Source organism: Sphingobacterium tabacisoli, assembly GCF_017908035.1.
Lineage (GTDB): Bacteria > Bacteroidota > Bacteroidia > Sphingobacteriales > Sphingobacteriaceae > Sphingobacterium > Sphingobacterium tabacisoli.
Window position 1 is genome coordinate 429,600 of record NZ_JAEQMU010000002.1, and the last position, 19,146, is coordinate 448,745.

The window sequence follows — 19,146 nt, forward strand, 5'->3', positions numbered from 1 at the left end:
GAAACAAATATGTCAGTGGGGCTTTCTTGTAATCGACAAGCCTCATTAAACTTGGGAGCAAAAGTAAATTTTAATGAGTATGCTCAACTGATACAGATTCCTTATTATCGGGGATCCAGAATTATTGGATAATCCGTAAGAGTGTTACATATTATGAAGTGGTACTGCCAATACTGCTAAGAATAGGCGCTGGACTAGTGTTTATTATCGGTTTTGTATCATAAAGTAGATTTAAACCAAGACTATGTTTGCACTTTAGGGATCAAAAAGAACCCCAAAGTCGGGGTAAACTCCTATCTAGATGTCGGCGAACTTTCGGTCTTTTCCACTGTCATGGAGACACGTTACAATCTGTGTTGCTTTGAACAGTTCGAACACTCTAAAGATGAAACGGTGTTAACATTTAAACATAATATTTAAACAAATGGAATTTGTAATAAGGAACTGTATAAAATCGGATATTGACAATCTAGTCAAGCTTTGTGAAGAACATGCCGAATATGAAAAAATTCCATATGCTTTAGAAGAGAAAAATATACGGTTATGTCAGGCACTTTTTTCAGATAGCAAGCGTGTGTATTGTCTCGTTGTAGAAAGTGAAGGAACTCTGGTAGGATATGCTACTTATACATTCGATTATTCGACCTGGGACGCAGGGGAGTTTGTAAACCTTGATTGTCTTTATCTTCAACAGGAATATCGAAATCTTGGAATTGGGCAAATATTGTTTGATAAGATCAGATATGCTGGCAAAGAAAAGGGATGTGTTAGTATGCAATGGCATACGCCGAATTTTAATGAAGGCGCAATCAAATTCTATCAACGTAATGGGGCGTTGGGGCGACTAAAGATGAGGTTCTCCCTATTATATTAGCGGTAGCCAGTCAGTTCAGTTGTCCGGGTGGTCGTTCAGCGCTAAACTGGATTAAAAATGTAGTGGTACTCAGGGATAGAATTGCGGCGTGCATATCAATTTTAAGAAAGTATCTCCTGAAGGAAAGAGAGTAACTGTAAAGGATTAATAATAAAACAATATGATTACGTATCAAGTTGAAGAAAGAATAACAGTAGCCGAGTTTAAGAAAATATTGGTGGATTCTACTCTTGGTGAAAGAAGACCTATCAGCGAATCTACTAGGCTAGACGAAATGTTAAAACATGCCAATCTGATCGTTACAGCTAGAGACAATGGCAAACTCGTTGGTATTGCACGTTCGCTTACTGATTTTGTGTACTGCACTTATCTCTCCGACCTTGCTGTCAATATCAGTTATCAGAACCAAGGAATAGGAAGAGAACTGATAAAAATGACAAAGCAGCATTCAATCAAGGCTAAACTAATCTTATTATCGGCACCGAAATCGGTGAACTATTATTCAAAGATAGGCATGAAACAAAGGGAACACTGCTATGTGATGGATGATATAAATGACTTGGTTTAGATAAAACGAGCCAAAGACATCGAGTTCGAAAATCAGATTAGGGGAGTGAATGCTAATGGTCTGGATTAGTGTAAATAACCAAACTGAACCAGTCGGTTAACCCCATTTGATCGTATTTTTATGGCATCATTCACCAAGAGGTTAATTATTAAACATAAAAGGATAATATGAGCAATAATGAAATTTTATTCGAATTAGTTACTAGGGAAGCAAATAGACAACGTGGATGTCTAGAGTTGATTGCTTCAGAGAATTTCGTAAGTGAAGATGTCTTGAAATTGGCTGGATCAATATTGACAAACAAGTATGCTGAGGGCTACCCGAATCGACGCTATTATGGGGGCTGTGAGTTTGTGGATCTGGTCGAAAGCTTGGCAATAGCTCGCGTGAAAAGTCTTTTTGGTGCAGAGTATGCCAATGTTCAACCTCATTCGGGTTCTCAGGCTAATACGGCGGTATTATCCGCTTGTTTGAATCCTGGGGATAAGATTCTTGGCTTTGATCTAACGCATGGAGGGCACCTCACACATGGATCTTCAGTGAATTTTTCAGGTAAATTGTATACACCTACATTTTATGGGGTGGATAAAGACTCTTCAGTATTGGACTATGATAATATAGGACGTATAGCTGAGCAGGAAAAACCAAAAATGATAATAGCTGGAGGTAGTGCTTATTCTAGAAATATAGATTATAAGCGATTTCGAGAGATAGCTGATCGGGTTGGTGCTATTCTGTTGGCAGACATTGCTCATCCAGCCGGCCTAATAGCAAAAGGACTGTTGGACGATCCGATTCCGTATTGTCATATCGTAACTACAACTACCCATAAGACGTTGCGCGGGCCAAGAGGTGGAGTTATACTAATGGGCAAAGACTTTGAAAACCCATTTGGCAAGAAGGACAGTAAGGGGAACCTCAGAATGATGTCGAATATTTTGGATGCTGTTGTATTTCCAGGAATACAAGGGGGACCATTAATGCATATTATTGCTGCAAAGGCTGCTGCGTTTGGAGAAGCACTGACGGAGGGCTTTGGTAGATATACGCAGCAGGTTCAAAAAAACGCTAAAAAGATGGGAGAGGAGTTCATAACCCGTGGATATGATGTAGTATCGGGAGGGACAGATAACCACTTGATATTGATTAATCTTAGGAGTAAAAAGCTTTCTGGTAAAGTCGCTGAGACTATTCTGGACAATGCAGGTATCACCGTAAATAAAAATATGGTGCCGTATGATACATTGCCTACTTCGTTAACATCTGGTATACGTTTGGGAACTCCGGCTATAACGACTAGGGGACTAAAGGAAAAAGAAATAGTGGATATTGTGAGTCTGGTAGACAAGGTATTAACAAATCCAGAAGATACTATTCTTCATAGAAAAATTAAAAATAAGGTAAGTACGATGATGATGGATAGACCTATGTTTGATAGTTTTAATCTTAACTAGATTGCTAATGTACTGTCATAGATTTGATTATAAAAGGCTACCCTACTTAGAGTAGCCTTTTTTCTGGTAGGTACTGATATAATTATTTCATCAATTCCTCCAAAGCCATATCCAGATTGGCTCCTCGCATTCCATGTTTAATAATTCGCCCCGCTGAGTCAATAAGTAACGCGTAAGGGATTCCTTGAATGTTGTAACTTTGGGCAATTTGGCTTTTGAAGCCTTCCCGGGCATTGTACTGATGCCAATCCATATTCTCCTCCTTCATAGCCTTTTTCCAGTCGCTTTCTTTCTCGTCGAGTGAGATGCTTATGATATCAAACCCTTTGTCTTTCCAATGTGACATAGTGTGTACCAGATGGGGAATCTCACCTCGGCAGGGGCCGCACCAAGAGGCCCAGAACTCAAGGAGTATATACTTCTTGCCTTTTGGAAAGACAGAAGTAAGTTGTACTCTGTTACCTTCTCTATCTAAGATGGGGCCGTCTAGAATCTTTGATCCAATAGCTGTCGCTTTGGCTTGGGAAACAGTCTTTAAAAACTCGGTGTAGACAGTTTTATCTTTCCAGTACGGGGTTAGGATATCAACAAGTTCGTCCATCTGTGATTTGCTGAGGTCTTTTTCGCCATAGCCTTCCAACATGTACAAGGCATTATCCAGCGAAACTTTTGCGTTAGGGTTGTTCTTGATGAAAGCCCATTTCTTCTGAAAGATCCTTTCATTGTATGGAGTCATTTCTTTGAGTATGGTGATTCCTTTTTCGGTATTGAATTTTCCTTCCAATGTTGGAACATGATATTCTTTTAAATAGTCTTCATTTAGTTGACCAGTTACCTTCCGATCTGCTGCTATGCTCCGTTCGAGCTGATAGGCTAGATTCTGAGCCTGAGATCCTTCGATAATAGGGTTTACGGCTGGTAGATCAGGTCTATAATAATAAGAAGGAATACTATCAATATGCCCTGATAGGCTGATCTGGCCACCATCGAGATAAAAATTGCTTGCTTTCCATTTGTTCTCTTCCGCTTTTTTATCTGGTGCAAAGATTATTTTGATACGTTCGGCTTCACCGATGCTTCCCTTGATCTGGAATCTGTTATTCTTAATGACTGCTGTCCCTATAGTTGTCTGCCCATTATCCGCTAGTAGTTTTACGATCTGTCCATTGGCTGCCTTTCCTGCGATTTGTCCTTTCAGTAGGAAAGACTGTTGGGCCATGCCCATGGAGACTAGACTACTGAGCATTATTGTAAATAATGTGTTTCTCATTTTTTTATTTATTTATAAACTGTGTATTGTTACTGATAAAAATTGCTGTATTTTACAAAGGGTTTGGAGCTAGTTCCTTATTTCCGGCAAGGGCTACCTGTGGAATGGGAAGTACCAATTGTGATTCGGATTTTATGGTTGATTTAATATCTCCTAATCCTATATTTCCCGCTTTGTAGTATCGAACGAAATCAAACCAATCTTCACCATTCTCTGAGAACAACTCTAAAGTTTTATGTTTAAAGATGAAGGACAAGAGTTGATTGTCGCTCAATGTCGAAGCATAATCGTTGGCATAGCCAGCGCGGGAAGCGATAGATTGTAGACTCTCGCGGGCTGCTACATAGTTTTTGTTGTGTGCAGCGGCCTCTGCATGCACCAGATAGATTTCACCTAGACGAAGTATCATCTGTGTATTGTGTTTCCCGGCTCCGTTTGAAGCATAAGGGTATTTTCCATTGCCTAAAGGGCCTGCAGAATTAGGATTGAACATGAAGTAGAACCTAAAGTCATAGCCCTGACCGGTCGTTAGATCTCCGTCTGTCTCTCCATTGACAAGGTTATCAGCTAAACGTTTGGTGTATTCGCTATAAGTCGTACGGGAAACGAGGTCAGAAACAACTTCTAATGACCCATGCGTATACGTTGAAAATAGTGCCTCTGTCGACTCATAACCATTCTCAAATAACGATTTAAAGGTGTTTTCAAGTTTGTAACCGTAATTGTTCGCTTCCTCAATAACTTCTTTGGCTAATTGCTCCGCTTCAGCCATTTTGCCCATATGGAGCAACACTTTTGCTTTTAATGCTTTCGCGCTGGTCTGTGTAATATAGTAATGATGTGTACTATTTGTTGCAGCATTAGCGATCGCATAATCTAGATCCTCCAGGATAAAGGTATAGCTGTCTTGCACGCTGGCGCGGGTAGCAGTTTCTGTCCCTTCAAATGGCGTATTCCTTAATACAATGCCATAAGGGGAATTTAAATCGAAAAAATAACCGAAATGACGTAAGATCTGAAAATGTGCCAATGAACGATGAAATTTACACTCGGCAATTATTTCCTTAACCCTCTGTTCGGGCATACCTTTGGCATCACCTCGCTCCATCAGTTTAATCAGATTGTTTGCTGTATTAATAGTAAGGTATGTGCCTTGGTATATATTTGATAAAGCTATATTATCAGCTTGTATGCTATTTGTCACAAATTCCTGTCCGCCGGTAAGACCTCCGCCTTTACTAGCGGTAGTTCCAGACAAGATGGACATATAAGGTCTGAAAGTAGAGACATTAAAGGTGCGCCAGCTTTTGTATACACCCCGTAGCACAGACTCAGCAGATTCGCTGTTATAAACGACATTATCACTTTCCATTTTGTAATAAGGCTTGATATCATCAATATCGCCTACCATAGAGCAGGAGGAAAGGCCTAGTATACCTGCTAATAAAATTCCTATATATGTTGTTTTCATGTTTGGGTCTCGTTAAAATGTCGCTTTGATACCAAATGAATAAGTCTTAGACATCGGGTATGCATCATTGTTACTTGTATTAGTGGCGATGTAGGTACCTATAAATTCTGGGTCTAGCCCCGGCCATTTTGTGATGGTCCATAAGTTGGAGGCGGAGGCAAATACAGAGAGTTGACCTATCTTGCAGCTCTCTGTTAGCTTTTGAGGTAATGTATAGCTAAGATTGATGTTTTTGAGCCGTAAGAAGGAAGTCTCGTACACTAAACGGTCCGAAGTTCTGGAATTGGATGCTGGATCATAGTAGGTAATCTTGGCAAAATGGGCCTGTTGATTGCTCGGAGACCACATGTCATTGTACATCTCCTCGTTAAGACTCTCTCCGAGTGATCCGAAAAAACTTGTTCTAAAGTCATCCATTACAGCTCTAGCACCTTTAGAATACTGAAATACGAAAGAGAAATTCAGATTTTTATACTTTATACGGTTATATATACCGCCGAAATATTTTGGCTGTGCGGTAGCTATAACTTCGCGGTCGTCGATATTGATAACACCATCTCCATTGAGATCTTTATACTTGTAGTCACCTATACCTGTTGCCGAATTTTGATAGTATCCTGTCGGTGATGATTGGTTAAGCGCGTCGATTTCTTCTTGATAATCAAATATTTTTTCGACTAGGTAGCCTTTTCTTGTTCCCGCTGGATAGCCCTCTAAATAGCTGTCTACTGAGTATTGGTTGATATTGGCACCATTTAATTTTTCAATCTTATTTTTGTTTCTGGCAATATTGAATCCCAGATTCCAGGTGAAGTCTTGTTTCTTCAGGATGTCATAAGCTAGTTCAAGCTCAAAGCCTTTGTTGCTCATATCAATGATATTGGCGTAATATTGGGTAGTTCCTGCTTCAAGTGGTGCTGGTGCTGGTGCTAACGCCCCAGTAGTATATCGATCATATACATCGACGCTACCGGTAAAACGATTGTTGAAAAATGCAAAATCGAGGCCGGTGTTGTATTCACGAGTTTTCTCCCATTTAACGTCGCGGTTTGGTAGGTTATCATCCAGCACGATGGCAGGGCTGCCGCCCCACAGATCACTAGAGCCCCGTACAAAAAACTGTCGGTACAGAAAATCGCTGATATTAGTAGAACCGGTATTACCCCAGCTCAGACGCAATTTAAGATCATTTACCCAATCTGTAGACATCATAAAGCTTTCTTTGTTAATGCGCCAGCCTAAGGAAAGAGAAGGAAAGTAAGCTCGTTTGTTACCGGGACCAAACTTGGAAGATTCGTCCGTTCGGAAATTCGCTTCGGCGAGATAGCGATCTTGAAATTTATAACTCAAACGGCTATATATGGAATTTAAACCTTGATCTGTCCGGTAATAGGAAAAATAATTGATACGGGCAGCTGATCCTGGGTCGATCAGTATCTCGTTATCCGGAAACTCCTCATAGGAATGCGAATCACCCCAATTTTTAAATCGGTCAAAACCGATACCAGCCATAGCGTATAACTGATGACCATCTTTTTTCCAATCGTAATCTGCTCGGAAGTTTACGCTGGTATTGCTGTTTTTGGATGTATTCGTATTTAGAGAGGCATACAAGGTAGAACCAAATATACTGAAATCATCTGTTGCGTAGGTCGGTGAAAAGATACTGGCTTCGCCGTTATAAGAAGCTATGCTAATATCTCCGTGGAGCTTAAAACCCTCGAAAACTTTGTAAGCAGCATAGGCTGATCCTAAAAACTGATGCATATTATTGTTGCCCTTATTGTGGAGTTGCGCTAAAGGGTTGGATAAAGCCACAGGTGCACCGTACATACTGCTTCCATCTATTGTTGTAAAGTTGCCTTCAGAATCATAAGGTGCAATATCAGGTCTTACCAACCAAGGTTTGGTAACGCCATCTGCAAATATTTGTTGACCATGTTTCATCCTACTATAAGAATACCCTAGTGAGGCACCAGCGGATAAACGATCGGTAATATCACTATCAAATGACAAACGCCCACTATACCGTTGTAGGTTGTTATTGATGTAGAGCCCGTCCTGATCAAATGCATTAAAGTTGAAAGCCATATTGCTATTGTCGGTACCTCCGGTTAGCGTCACATTGGCCTGCGATGTACGTGCATTTTTATTGCGGATAACTTGTGTCCAGTCGGTGTTGCCATTATAGAAAGCATCTGCCTTTAGTCCATCAAATTGGTACTTTAATGGAGTGCCAAACCCATCGTCTTCTGTCGGAAGGATGTTGGCAAAAATTTCCATTCCAGGAACTTGGGTATAGAACGCCACATAGGGGTCGATCTGTCCATTATTAATCGCACCAATTGTGTTGTTTATGATGCGGTTTTGGACTTCCTTAAATTGATCGACAGAAAGTGGTTTGTACATTTTTGTAGGGTTACTGATAGAATGTGTATAGTCGACCGATGCTTTGAAAGGATTGTTTTTTTTGCCTCTGTTTGTCTTGACTATAACCACACCATTGGCTCCCCTTGATCCATAGATCGCTGTAGCAGCGGCATCTTTTAGAATATCTATGCTTTCAATCTCGGATACGGGAATATTTACCAAAGGGTTGATGGTCGGAAAATCTCCTACGCTGCCTTCAATAAAAAAGGGAATACCGTCAATAACGTATAGCGGTTCGTTCGAACTTCCAGATAGGGGGGAAGTGATCCCACGGATATTGAGCTTGGCCGTGGAGCCGGGGGCACCTGAGTTTTGGGTTACCATTACCCCTTTTGCAGCACCACCAAGAATAGATTCAAAGGTAGCACTATTGTTGCTGAAGTCAGCGAGTTTCTCTTGATTGATAGAGGATATGGAGCTGGTAAGGTCTTTTTGTTGCTTGCTACCATAGCCAATGACGACCACCTGCTCCAATTTTTCATCTAACTGTGTGAGGGTCATATTGTAGAGTACAGTAGGCTTTTGAACCTGGACCATCGCTGCCGTGGTCTGATAGCCGACAAAACTGTACGATAACTGGTATACTCCGTAAGGAAGATCGGTAAATGAATAGTGTCCTTGTGCATCGGATATTGTAATACGGTCAAGGTTGTTACCTACAATTTTTACTGTAACACCACTCATGGGAATTTTCGTTTCATATTGATTCACTATTCCCGATAAAGTCCCGGATTGCTGTTGTTTATTTTTGATGATTATATTTTTTTCCTGGACTTGGACCTCTAAGGGTTGTGTACTGAATATTTCTCTAAGGACCTCCCGAAAGTCAGCATTCACTGTATTGATGGTTACCGGTAATGATTCTGTAAGACTCTCGTCTGCATATAGAAAGCGGTATGAGCTCTGCTTTTCCAGCTGTTGAAGAACTGACTTGAGCGGGCTGCGTTCAGCTTTAATCGTAATTTTTTGGGCGTAACTGGCCATTGAGAATGGCATGAAAAAGGTGCTTAGTAGAAGCATCGTAAGATAATATCTTACGTGTTTTAAGAAGTTTATATTCATAAAATTTAGTGTTAGTTATTCTTTTGTATATAGATTGTTTTATTTCGAATGGTGAATTTGACCTTCCCCGTCATCTCCAACAGATTGAGGACCTGTCCGATCTGGTTATGCTTGGAAATGGTTCCGGTAAACTGCTTTTTCTCTAGTTCTCTGTTGTCAAAAACAATATCGACATCGTACCAACGTGCTATTTTCTGCATGATGCTTTCCAATGGTTCGCTATCAAATACAAACAATTCGTCTTTCCAAGAGATTTCGCTAGCTGTTTTAGCTGATAAGATCTTTATATTTTTTCCATCGAATATAGACTGATCTCCAGGAAGAAGTATAGCATTTCCTTTTGAAAAGCTAACTTCTACCTTCCCTTCGAGCAGCGTTGTTAGTGTATGTGTGTCATTTGGATAGGCCTTAATATTGAACTTGGTGCCGAGTACGGTCACCTTCTGTCCTTTGGACTCTACAATAAAAGGTTTGTTTTTGTTCTTGGCTACCTCAAAATATCCTTCTCCAAGCATTTTTATTCGACGTTCGTTGCCTGTGAATTGGGAAGGAAATTCGATGGTTGATTCAGAATTAATAGATACTATGGAACCATCCGATAATACTATTCTATATTGTCCGCCGCGTGGGACAATTAATTTATTAATGCTTGCAATATCATTTGTCGTGGAATCTGTTTCGTATGATATGGTTCCATCACTTAGTTTCTCTATTTTAATGCCTTCATGACGTATGATGTCGCCCGTAGTGAGTTGACTGAGATTTACTGAATCTTTTGACCCAAGAACCAACACTGCACGGTTACCTCCTGGGGTAATTTCAGAGGTCTCGGCAAGTGTGTCTACGGTGTTGTCTCTATAGATGCTGTAATATAGTAATGAAATAGAACATAGCATGATGAAGATACCCGCATAACGAAGGAAGCGTCTTCTACTCCTTTGATGTGGATTTATATTGTTCCATACGGATTCCTTAGCCTGTTCATATTCTTGAACTTGAAGGCGATTGTCATATTCAACAGAAGTATACCAAGACTCTACGGCATCTCTTTCGGATCTGGATGCAGCCCCACTGGTATAGCGTCTCAATAATTTTTTGATCTCGCGTTTTGTCATCATCATTAAATAGGTCTTCAGTTAACAAGACAAGACAAAAGCAGGAAGGGAGTAGAGAAAAAATAAAAAAATACTAAAATGTAGAAAAAAGAACGTAATGGATCTTTTGTTTGAGGATTCTGAGGGCATTTGCAACCTGCTTCTTCACCGTTAATTCGGATAAGGCCATTAACTCTGCAATTTCTTTATGGGATAGCTCCTGATTTCTACTAAGTAGGTAGATCTGTTTCATCTTAAGAGGGAGAGCATCTATTTCATTTTGTATGATGCGTTCCAATTCATTTTTGTGGATAGTGCGGGAGGTAGTTTCTTCGTACAAGTTGTTAAAATATTGGAATAGCTCTTCCCGTTCGCCTTGTTTTTTTGTTTTAATATAAAAATTGATGATACTATTTCGTAGGGATGCAAAGAGAAAATGGACTACTTTACCTTCTATATTGATTTTGGAGCGTTTTTTCCACAGATTCATAAATATATCCTGGGTGAGATCCTGAGCATCTTCCTTGGTATTTACCTTACGTTTGGCCTGAGCGAAAAGAAGATAAAAAAAACGATCGTAAAGATGCTGATAGGCTATTTCATCGCCTAGTTTCACTAGGTCGAAGAGCTGCTCATCACTACAATCGCTATGTTTGATCTGATTCATAAAGGTAAACAAAGGTAAGTATAAAAGATTTCTAATTTGAATCTTAGTCGGGGTGATATCTTAAATATTGGCTCTTTACGTTGTTTTATCCCATTATAATTATTATCCTAGACACGAAATAAATCAGAACCTCCTTTTTTTGCTATAAAGAAAGAAAAAGCTTTCAATGGCACTAGCAGAGTCTCTTAAAGATTTAGAAAATGTTGTGGTAAATACTATGATTGGCTAACTATAAAAACTCTGTATATTTAGATTCTAAATTTTTTGGTGATAAAATATTGTATTGTCTGGAGGCTAATCATATAATAAAAAAATGAATAGTACCCGAATGGTCCGTTTTCTTTGGACCAAAGGGTCAATATTATTGATCCTAATGCGGATAGTATAAATTGATTAAATAATATTTTCCGGAACATGCGTAGAATAGATTGATGTGAAGAGAATAATAGGTGTCGAATATTAACGGTGTTACTTCTTTTTATTGTAACCTAATATATCCAATACCTGATCTTCATTTTGTTGCTCTGAGAAGACGTCGATACACACCTCAACTTGTTCGCTATGGTCAATTAGGAAATGCTTTGGATGTGGAATGAGACAGTCATAGATTCCTTCAAAACCACCTATGCTTTCCTGATAAGCTGTGTAAAAAGGCTCCGGGATCTCCTGATATGAAGTTATCTGTTATTCTTGAGCGTAGTATTCAGGCGATCACCGAAGCTGGTACTCCAATTTAATAAGGTGGATATTTATCTTTAGGAAAGATTGACGAATTCTTTATTTTTAATGCTGTTTTTTTTGTCTTTGTTGAACCACTTGAACTTACCATTGATCACCATATAAGCCAGGAGGCCGGCTACTAGCCCCCAAAAAGCTCCTCCGATATCAAATAGACTAATATTTGCAGCAGAGACTAAAAATGTGATCAGTGCTACTTCTCTGGTCTTTACATCTGCCATGGCACTGGATATACTGCCTGCAATGGTACCTAATAATGCCAAGCCCGCCAACATCGCGATGAAGGAAGAGGGAAATGCCATGAACAGTGCTACAAAGGTCACCCCGAAAATGCCTACCAAGGAATACAGGATGCCACATGTTATGCCGGCAATATATCTTTTTTTTGGATTTTCGTGTGTATCTGTTCCTGTAGCTATTGCTGCTGTAATGGCAGCAATGTTAAATGGAGACGATCCAAAGACAGCAAATACCATAGACCCTAAGCCTGTAACAGTCAGTATCGGATTGGCACTCATGTCCTTGTAACCATCATTTTGGAGGACGAGCATACCGGGCATGTATTGCCCTGTCAATGTGATTATAAAGAGGGGTAAAGCAACACTCAATAAAGCATTGGCCGAGAATACAGGCGCAGTAAATACAGGTTTGGATAGACTCCATTCCAGTGTGCTAAAAGTGATACTATCAGTAATCAGGAGGTAGGAAAGTCCGATGACCAAAACCCCTAATATGGCATATCTTGACGTAAGGCGTTTTAGAAATATAAATGCGACAAACAGAAGACAGACCAATACTGGGTCTACGGATATTTCTTTGAAAGCATTGATCCCGAAAGGGAAGAGGATACCAGCCAATAATCCTGCAGCAATCCCTTGTGGGATTAGTTTGATCACGCGGTCGAACATTCCGGAAAGGCCAAGTATAAGAAAAGCAGCACCTGATACGACATAGGCACCAATGGCTTCGGAATAAGGTACTGTAGCCAGTGCCGTGATAAGGAATGCCGCTCCTGGGGTTGACCATGCGGTAATGATGGGCGTTTTGTAGCGTATGCTCAACCAAAGCCCTGTCAATCCGGTTCCAAGTGATACCGCCCATACCCATGACGAGGTCAATTCGGGACTTAATCCTGCGACTTTTGCTGCCTGAAAAATTAAAATAAAGGTACCTCCATAATTTACGATCACAGAAACGAAACCTGCGATGATGATACTTGGTAGATCACTGGCTTTTAGTTTGTCTTCTTCTCTAGTTTTCATTGATGACACTGGTTTAATGTTGTTAAAGAAATATTGAAAAAGGATCTAGGATATCAGATAAACTATTCTTTTTATATCTATAGACTCTCTTGAACTTTGCGACAAAAGTAAATCTAAATAGATATGCATGGATGGTACAGATTCTTTATTATTGAGGGACCAGATTAATTATTTGATTAGGAGTGAGTGACCTAAATGTTTTCATTATTAGGTGTTTAAAAAAGAAGTACGAGTCGAGCGACTCGTGCCTAATTGGGGAAATCGTTTAAAAAAAAGCAATGATGCCCCAATCTTCTATCTACTTCAACTTCTATTTCAAAAGTAAGGAAGTTTTTATAGTTTATGAATGAACCAGAAGTTGCATATGGAGGCAGTCCACGAATTTTACATGAGCCCATTCGTACAATCTGGTCTAGATGAATAAAATAAACTGCACTACTTTACTCCTCCAATTTACTCCTAGCTTTATGCCCATGATTCAGTTGGTGCTGATGGTTTATAAATATTTATTATGGGTATGAAATACAATTTTGGAGCGGGGCCTGGTAAGTTGGCGAAAGAGGTCTTGGCAGAAGCAGCAGCAGCCGTTCAGAACTTTAACAACACGGGACTTTCTATTTTGGAGATATCGCATAGGAGTGAGCATTTTATAGAGGTGCTTAATGAAACAGAGCAGTTGGCACGTCAATTATTGGCTGTGCCTGATACACATGATATTATTTTTTTGCAAGGTGGAGCGAGTTCTCATTTTGCGATGGTGCCCATGAACCTGTTACCCGATGATGGAACCGCTATCTATTTAGACACAGGGATGTGGTCGAGTAAAGCAATCGCTGAAGCCAAAAAATTCGGGAAGGTATCTGTTATAGCAAGTTCTGTCAATGCGGATTATAGCTTTTATCCTAAGGGATTTACCGTGTCGAAAGATGCTGCATATTACCATTTTACTTCCAATAATACCATATATGGGACAGGGATCTTTGAGACTCCCCAAGTAGATATACCTTTAGTATGTGATATGTCCTCCGATATTTTTAGTAGGGTTATTGATGTGTCTGCCTATAGTCTAATCTATGCTGGAGCGCAAAAGAATACCGGGCCAGCGGGTATGACGCTAGTCATTGTCAAAAAAGGTATCCTGGGAAGAACAGGTCGGGATATACCAATTATTTTTGACTATGGAGTGCATGTGGCTCACAGGTCACTATATAATACACCAGCGGTATACGCCATATATGTAACGATGCTTAATTTACGTTGGTTAGCTGCTAAGGGAGGAGTATCCGTTATCGAACAGGAAAATATACGTAAAGCAGCGCTTTTGTATCAGGAAATTGATGATAATCCTCTTTTTTCCGGAACAGCAAGGAAAGAAGACCGCTCGCGTATGAATGTCACTTTTGTCATGAACGCTAAAGATCTGGAATATGAATTTTCGACTTTCGCATCGCAGAGAGGCATCGTAGGAATAGCTGGACACCGGCATGTAGGTGGATTTAGAGCGTCACTGTATAATGCAGTGGATTTAAAAGCTGTCGAGTTTTTGGTAGAGACTATGCGTGAGTTTACACGGATAAAGCAATATTGATATATATTTAACCCAATTTAAGTTTGCCATGGAAAACAAGAAAATTGAAATGCCCCACCTGAACGAGTTATGTAGAGCGATATTTCAACAGAATAAGGAGAAAGGATTTTGGAATAGAGAGATCAATATAGGAGAATGCCTGATGTTAATTACAGGCGAGCTCGGAGAGGCTTTGGAGGCGGATCGAAAAGGTAGACGCGTTAGGTTTGCTGATTTTGAGGAAACGGTAGAAAAAGCAGGGTACCAGTTGTACGAATTCGCAATGGATCGCCATTATAAAGTGTTATCTCAACTGTTTCTGGATATGGTAAAGGATACTTTAGAAGATGAGATTGCCGATGCTGTCATTCGGTTATTCGATCTCGCAGCAGCACTTGATATTGATCTGGAAAGTCATATCTGGGCAAAATTAATGTATAATAAGGGACGGGCTGAATTACATGGTAAATTGTATTAATCGAAAATTAAAAACACAAGTGATCAGTCAATCGACATACCTGCCAAAATCTCATGAGATAAATCTGTATTGGGCAGTATTCCGTTCGCTGTTATGGTTCCTTATGGGGACATTACCACCGCTGTGGTGTTGATTACTGTAGTAGGATTTTTGATTTCTTTGTCGTTTTCTCCAATATTGGTGTACGCCCAGCAACTGGTGCCCAACAAAATTGGCATGGTATCCGGATTGTTTTATGGGGTAGCTATGGGGATGAGTGGGATAGGGGCTGCAATTCTGGGAAGTTTGGCAGACGTGAAGGGTATAGATTATATACAGAATATAATTAGTCTATTGCCTCTTCTGGGGCTTGTAGTTTTTCTTTTTCCTCGACGAACTAAAGACGGTTTTTATATTGCTTAGCTGTTTGTTTTTTGTAGTCTCCAGGAGTCATTCCATAGTAATTTTTGAATGTTTTAATAAAGTGGCTTTCATCTGCAAACCCACATTGGTAAGCGATACCTGAGTTGGATAGGTCTCCACGATCGAGGAGTTCTTTGCTGAGCTCAATCTTTCGTCTGCGGATGAATCGACTAAGATCTTCGCCAAAATAACGGGGGAAAGTCCGTGAAAGATGGACCGCTGAGATTCCAATTTGCTCCGCCAATTGCTGTAAATCTAACTGGTTAACGTCGTAAGAATCAGCTATGATTTCTTTTAGTCTATTGACCCATTTGGGAGGATGTCCTAATGTAATTTTTTGTGTATCGCGTTGTAATAGTGCAAAAGCCTGTAGCAACATGCCTTCAATCGCCATGGGGGTAACGGCATCTTGTACGTTGAGCTCTTTGTATATATTTTGGAATAGGGATTTAATCTCGGGATGATGTATGTTTATGCTACCCTCTATGATATCGGGGTTTAATTCTTTTTGATAAAACCATTTCTTTTCAATCTCGATATGAAAATAATTGACACCTTCGGAGATGCTTTCATTGTAATGGGGTTCTTGCCAATTGTGATAGAGTAATGTATTACGTGAACATTGTATTTTCTCTTTTTTATTGACCTCCATAAAATTGCCCTTGACGCTGTAAAGGAAGTAAGCATTCTCATGATAATGCCAAGGTACGTGGGAATTAGGGGCAATTACCGCTTCGCTTATAATGAGGTTGTTGAATTTAATCTTTCTTTTGCTCTTTCCGAAATGTTGGCCTAATGTTAATGATTTCATGTTTCTAGCTTTAGGTATTTTGCTTTTCTATATACTGTTGTAACATCTTACGTGTTCTGCGTTTGATGCGATCTACTAAGGTTTTTGGTGCTAACACTTTCACCGATTCTCCAAAACCTAATATTTCGCGTTCCAGTTCGAAATTCAATACCACATCGAGGCGAATTAATACGGTACCATCGGCTTCGGTATTCAGGAGTTGTTGAGATGGGTGTATGGGTTTGGTTGTGACATAGGGCGCATTTTTGGAATCGACCTGTAATATGACACGATGCCCTCTGTCTTTTTCTGATTTTGTGACACCGATAGTGTCTGCATAATAGCGTTCGAAATCTATACCACTGTAGGGGACGTATCCCGATTTTTCCATTTCATTCAGATCTTCTATACGATCTAGCGCTAGTGTAATCAGTGTTTTTCCTTTTTTGGGTTGACAGATGACAAACCACCTGTTTCGGTATTCTTTGAGTAGATAGGGATAATATACGGTTTCTTGTTCGGTTTTTGACTTAAACGATTTATAACTTATGAGTAGTGGGATCTGCTCTCGTATCGCCTTATGTATGGGCGTAATCCAATTCAATCCTTTTAATAGATTGTTGCTCTCCAGTTGTATATGCGAAGCGGATTTGTCGGTCTGCTTGGACAGGCTGTTTTCTAAACGCACAATCATGTCACTCATTTCTTCAAAATAGGAGAAACCATTAAGGTGCTTTAGAATGTCAACAGCATCTTTCATCTTAGATATATCACGGTCAGAGAGAGGCGAATTGCTGATGGAATAGTGGGGGTCGTCGTAGGTGTAGAACTTACGGTTGAGAACGACGATGGGCGCATTATAACCCAGTTTATTACTTCGCATTAATTGTATGTCTCCCTGTACGGTTCTTTTGCTTACTCCACTATGGATACCTTCAAACTCATAAAGTCCGTCAGAAACCCGTTCTATTAAGTCTTCTAGTGTCCATTTGCGGTGGGTCTGCCGAAGACAGCTGTCAATGATTTTGTATCGGATGAGCGCGAGTTTATTCGTTGCCATGTGTGAGGTAAGAAAAATATGTACAGTGTAAATATAGGGTATTTATTTTACTACGCATTCTATTTGCGTAATATCATTTTTTTATTCTTTTGTTGTTTTTATTCTAGTTGATAAACAGGGTTTTAGTTTTTTTTTTGTATTCTTTTTTTTAATACGCATAACCGTTGCGTAGTGATGGGCGCACCTTTGTAATGTCGGTAACGACAATTGTTCTTTGATTAAAAATAGCGTCAAGCTTTAAGATAGGTGCATAATGCACAAAGAAGCCTTTAATATCGTGTAGGCTGCCCTGGTCTCCTGTTTCTGCATAGCAGGATAGTGTTGGTTCAATAGAATACAATATGCTGGCAAAGTATACGGTTTAGAGGAAATGAGTTGCGCGGTGCGTAACTACAGCGTTGTATGTCGCAGGTTCGAATCCTGCTTCCGACTCGTCGGGATAGTTCAGTCTGGTAGAACAACAACTCATCAAACGTGGGTTCGAATCCCACTTCTACGCAAGTAGAATAGCATAGTGGCCGAATGCACAGAATTTAGGAATTCTGCTTTGATTAAGTTTAGACTTTCTTTCAAAAAGTCTTCATTAGAGCTTTTCGTCTTTTGTTCGGTCGTATTTGTTTTTTAGAAAGTCTGAGTCGGTATTACTGATTCTTGCTGGAATAAAAGATGGATAGGACAATCGCAACCATACTCTGCAATTCAGAACAGGCATTTTTGCACCGTGATCATAGGAATATTTTTATAACCTATGGGAATGGAAATAAAATGCTCCTTTTGGATTCCGTTTGGGAGCGATGGACAGAACACGAAAAGCTTGTTAAGTAATTTAAAAACAGCATTAAAAAGAAATATCATGAAAAGAGTAACAGTAAATGTAAATCAGGTAGGTATAGTTGTTAAGCATAACTTGGCAGTGCGTGTGCTGACACAAGGAAAGTATTGGTTAGGTTTTGGCGAAAAATTGGAATGCTATGATCTGTCTAAGCCATTTCATACCGTTCATGACATCGATGTGTTGCTACAGATCGACGGTTTCGCGGCTGTGGTCGAAGTAGTCGATATCGCTGACGACGAATTGGCGCTGGTTTTTGTGAATAATAATTTTAATAAAGTACTTGCGGCGGGGCGGCATGTGTTCTGGAAGGGATTGCAATCCTACCGTATACAGATTGAAAATATTTCAGATATTGCTATTTCGGATACGGTATCACGTCAACTTTTAGAAAAGCAAACATTGGCTTACTATGTGCGTCAATATAAGGTCGAAGTGTGCGAAAAAGGTGTATTGTTTGTCGATGGAGTTTTTGTAAAGCTTCTGGAAGCTGGTACTTACTATTGGTGGAAGAATGCGAGAAGTATTGCTGTGAGTAAGGTAGATGTACGTGTGACTACACTAGAGATTACGGGACAAGAAATTCTGACGAAAGATAAAGCACAGCTAAGAATTAATTTCTCGGTACAATACCGGGTTAATTCGATCGAGCGGGCTTTGGTGGAAAATAAGGATTTTGAAAAACAATTGTATTCGTCGATGCAGTTGGTGTTACGTCGCTATATTGGACAGATGACGTTGGATGAATTAATGGAAAATAAAGTAGAAATTTCCAAATATGTGATTGAAGCTACAGCAGATGAAGCTGATGGTCTGGGGGTACGGTTATTGACGGGGGGGCTTAAGGATATTATCTTGCCAGGTGATGTGCGAGAGATCATGAACCAGGTATTGATTGCAGAGAAGCGGGCACAGGCTAATATTATTATGCGTCGAGAGGAAACAGCTTCTACAAGAAGCTTGTTGAATACCGCCAAGTTAATGGAGGAGAATACGATGTTGTTCAAGTTGAAGGAGATGGAGTATGTGGAGAAGATCGCGGAGAAGATCAACAGTATCTCGGTATCTGGAAATGGGCAGATTGTCGATCAATTAAAACAGTTGTTCGTTAAGTAGGGGCGCTGTAG

General features: G+C 39.9%; 15 protein-coding genes. 7 read left to right on the forward strand and 8 right to left on the reverse strand.

The features are described 5' to 3' along the window. Positions 1–424: 424 nt before the first annotated feature. The 3 genes from JKG64_RS12810 to JKG64_RS12820 all read left to right on the forward strand — a co-directional run bounded on the left by JKG64_RS12810 (position 425) and on the right by JKG64_RS12820 (position 2,896). Positions 425–874, forward strand: a complete 450-nt coding sequence (locus JKG64_RS12810; RefSeq protein WP_210354710.1) for a GNAT family N-acetyltransferase — start codon at positions 425–427, stop codon at positions 872–874. Positions 875–1,034: 160 nt separating this feature from the next. Then, positions 1,035–1,442: a GNAT family N-acetyltransferase gene (locus tag JKG64_RS12815; protein ID WP_210354711.1), complete on the forward strand. Its 408-nt coding sequence runs from the start codon at positions 1,035–1,037 to the stop codon at positions 1,440–1,442. Positions 1,443–1,609: 167 nt separating this feature from the next. Then, positions 1,610–2,896, forward strand: coding sequence for a serine hydroxymethyltransferase (locus JKG64_RS12820; protein WP_210354712.1), 1,287 nt, complete (start codon positions 1,610–1,612; stop codon positions 2,894–2,896). Positions 2,897–2,978: 82 nt separating this feature from the next. Here JKG64_RS12820 and JKG64_RS12825 read toward each other — a convergent pair whose 3' ends face one another. From JKG64_RS12825 to JKG64_RS12850, 6 genes are all read right to left on the reverse strand, one after another. Next, positions 2,979–4,166: a thioredoxin-like domain-containing protein gene (locus JKG64_RS12825; protein ID WP_210354713.1), complete on the reverse strand. Its 1,188-nt coding sequence runs from the start codon at positions 4,164–4,166 to the stop codon at positions 2,979–2,981. A gap of 52 nt (positions 4,167–4,218) precedes the next feature. Further along, a complete protein-coding gene (locus tag JKG64_RS12830) occupies positions 4,219–5,637 on the reverse strand; it encodes a RagB/SusD family nutrient uptake outer membrane protein (RefSeq protein WP_210354714.1) in 1,419 nt (472 codons plus the stop codon). Between the two features lie 12 nt (positions 5,638–5,649). Continuing rightward, a complete protein-coding gene (locus JKG64_RS12835) occupies positions 5,650–9,129 on the reverse strand; it encodes a SusC/RagA family TonB-linked outer membrane protein (RefSeq protein ID WP_210354715.1) in 3,480 nt (1,159 codons plus the stop codon). Between the two features lie 11 nt (positions 9,130–9,140). Beyond that, positions 9,141–10,250, reverse strand: a complete 1,110-nt coding sequence (locus tag JKG64_RS12840) for a FecR family protein (protein ID WP_210354716.1) — start codon at positions 10,248–10,250, stop codon at positions 9,141–9,143. 67 nt (positions 10,251–10,317) lie between these two features. Further along, positions 10,318–10,890, reverse strand: coding sequence for an RNA polymerase sigma factor (locus JKG64_RS12845; protein WP_210354717.1), 573 nt, complete (start codon positions 10,888–10,890; stop codon positions 10,318–10,320). Between the two features lie 755 nt (positions 10,891–11,645). Then, positions 11,646–12,890: a benzoate/H(+) symporter BenE family transporter gene (locus tag JKG64_RS12850; RefSeq protein WP_210354718.1), complete on the reverse strand. Its 1,245-nt coding sequence runs from the start codon at positions 12,888–12,890 to the stop codon at positions 11,646–11,648. 517 nt (positions 12,891–13,407) lie between these two features. Between JKG64_RS12850 and serC the strand changes: the two genes are divergently transcribed. The 3 genes from serC to JKG64_RS12865 all read left to right on the forward strand — a co-directional run bounded on the left by serC (position 13,408) and on the right by JKG64_RS12865 (position 15,337). Continuing rightward, on the forward strand, positions 13,408–14,478 hold the full coding sequence (gene serC, locus JKG64_RS12855; protein WP_210354719.1) for a 3-phosphoserine/phosphohydroxythreonine transaminase: 1,071 nt from the start codon (positions 13,408–13,410) through the stop codon (positions 14,476–14,478). A gap of 28 nt (positions 14,479–14,506) precedes the next feature. Continuing rightward, positions 14,507–14,935 (forward strand): nucleoside triphosphate pyrophosphohydrolase family protein, encoded by a 429-nt coding sequence (locus JKG64_RS12860; protein ID WP_210354720.1) that lies wholly within the window; start codon positions 14,507–14,509, stop codon positions 14,933–14,935. Positions 14,936–15,028: 93 nt separating this feature from the next. Next, entirely contained in the window at positions 15,029–15,337 is a 309-nt protein-coding gene (locus JKG64_RS12865) for an MFS transporter (protein WP_210354721.1), read from the forward strand. Here the strand turns inward: JKG64_RS12865 and JKG64_RS12870 are convergent. Together JKG64_RS12870 and JKG64_RS12875 are read right to left on the reverse strand one after the other, a co-directional pair. Next, entirely contained in the window at positions 15,312–16,148 is an 837-nt protein-coding gene (locus JKG64_RS12870) for a helix-turn-helix domain-containing protein (protein WP_210354722.1), read from the reverse strand. The genes JKG64_RS12865 and JKG64_RS12870 overlap by 26 nt on opposite strands. 10 nt (positions 16,149–16,158) lie before the next feature. Next, complete coding sequence (locus JKG64_RS12875; protein WP_210354723.1) at positions 16,159–17,187, reverse strand: helix-turn-helix transcriptional regulator; 1,029 nt, start codon at positions 17,185–17,187, stop codon at positions 16,159–16,161. A gap of 853 nt (positions 17,188–18,040) precedes the next feature. On the opposite strand from JKG64_RS12875, the gene JKG64_RS12880 reads away from it, so the two are divergent. Further along, positions 18,041–19,135, forward strand: coding sequence for a slipin family protein (locus JKG64_RS12880; protein ID WP_210354724.1), 1,095 nt, complete (start codon positions 18,041–18,043; stop codon positions 19,133–19,135). The last annotated feature ends 11 nt before the right edge of the window (positions 19,136–19,146 follow it).